Genomic DNA, 1,254 nt, shown 5'->3' with positions numbered 1-1,254 from the left:
CTGTAGATACTCTGTTCACGGTCAAGCTTTTTGGGTGTGTTTACCGCTAAAAAGCTTGGCTGTACTGAAGTCTTCGCCTGCCCGCATGCAGGCCCATAGTCCGGTCAGGTATTTGCGCATGACTGCGACAATAGCCTGCATCTTTCTCTTTCCTCGAGTCACCAAGGCTTCGTAAAACGCTTTCACGTTTGGGTCGCAACGTATGGCGGTCAGCGCAGGCATGTACATCGCTGAGCGCAAATAGGCATTGCCGCCCTTACTTATCCGGCCGGGTTTATCAATGCTGGTGCCTGATTGCGTGAGTCGGACATCGAGTCCGGCATGGCGGCTGACCTGCGCCGACTTGAGCGTTACCGGTAAGGTCGTCAGTTCAGCCAGCGCCGCAAATACTGAGATCTCACCCATGCCAGGGGCGGCGATCATGTGGGCGAACTGGGCGCTCAACGTTGGGCAGTTGTCGATCAATGCCCGACCCGCTAGTCGGAAACGCTCGATTCGTTTGTCAAAGGCGTTGATGGCTTCTTCTTCGTCCTCAATCAGCATCAGAAGAGTTGTTTGAGTGGCTTTTAGTGCATGCAGCTCGTTTTTGGCGCGGGTGCGATGACCCGTCAAACGATTGATGTGGCGGCCGATAGCGCGCAGTTCAAGCTGTATTGAAGTGGGCGGCGTCCACAACCTTGGGCTCATGCGTTCGCCGTACTCAGCTAATAACTGGGCATCGATTGCGTCCGTCTTGCTGTTTTTCAGCATCAGTTTTGCAAAGTTGTGAAAACTCTTCGGATTGATAACCGAGACTGGCAAACCCGCCGCAGCGAGCTCCATGGCCAAGTCCAGGTAGTAGATTCCTGTGGCTTCCATCACCACAGACATAGGCTTGAGCTCAAGCAATTTGCCGACAGCAGCTTTGCGCCCCGCCGGTGTCTGGTCGATATTGCACTGACCTGCAAAGCGGCCGCCATTGCGCCAGCCCATCGCTGTAGTGCGAGATCCCACATCCAAGCCGACGTGCATGTTCATGCTTTCAACTCCAAGAGAACTGAGTTAAAAATGCTTCCTGGTTCCCCTGACCTCGAACTTCATGCCACTGCAACCTTGTAATGCGAAGTCCGACTCGTCGGCTTCTCGATACTCTTCGTGGTGGGCAATGAGGCGGGGGGACCTCTCTACAGACAAGGTCAGGAGCAAGTCCTGCCTTAAGGAGCGATCGGTCTCCCCCAGAAACACATCTTCGTATGTCGCACCAGCGAGCTTAGA

General features: G+C 54.5%; 2 protein-coding genes. Both read right to left on the bottom strand.

Going from position 1 to position 1,254, the window contains the following annotated elements; all coding sequences use genetic code 11:
- Window positions 1-21: 21 nt before the first annotated feature.
- Window positions 22-1,017, bottom strand: a complete 996-nt coding sequence (locus V8J63_RS27635; protein ID WP_130927515.1) for an IS110 family transposase — start codon at window positions 1,015-1,017, stop codon at window positions 22-24.
- A gap of 24 nt (window positions 1,018-1,041) precedes the next feature.
- Window positions 1,042-1,254, bottom strand: a 213-nt coding sequence (locus tag V8J63_RS27630; protein ID WP_336464964.1) for a hypothetical protein, incomplete at its 5' end; no start/stop codon positions are given.

Origin of the sequence: Pseudomonas sp. CCNWLW23, from assembly GCF_037095675.1 — a bacterium.
Lineage (GTDB): Bacteria > Pseudomonadota > Gammaproteobacteria > Pseudomonadales > Pseudomonadaceae > Aquipseudomonas > Aquipseudomonas atacamensis.
Note: the sequence above shows the minus strand (reverse complement) of the source record. Positions and strands in the feature narration are given on the sequence as shown.

Bases quoted from the DNA above. Each gene is read 5' to 3' on its own strand.
- V8J63_RS27635 (WP_130927515.1), bottom strand. From the start codon at position 1,017: ATGAACATGCACGTCGGCTTGGATGTGGGATCTCGCACTACAGCGATG.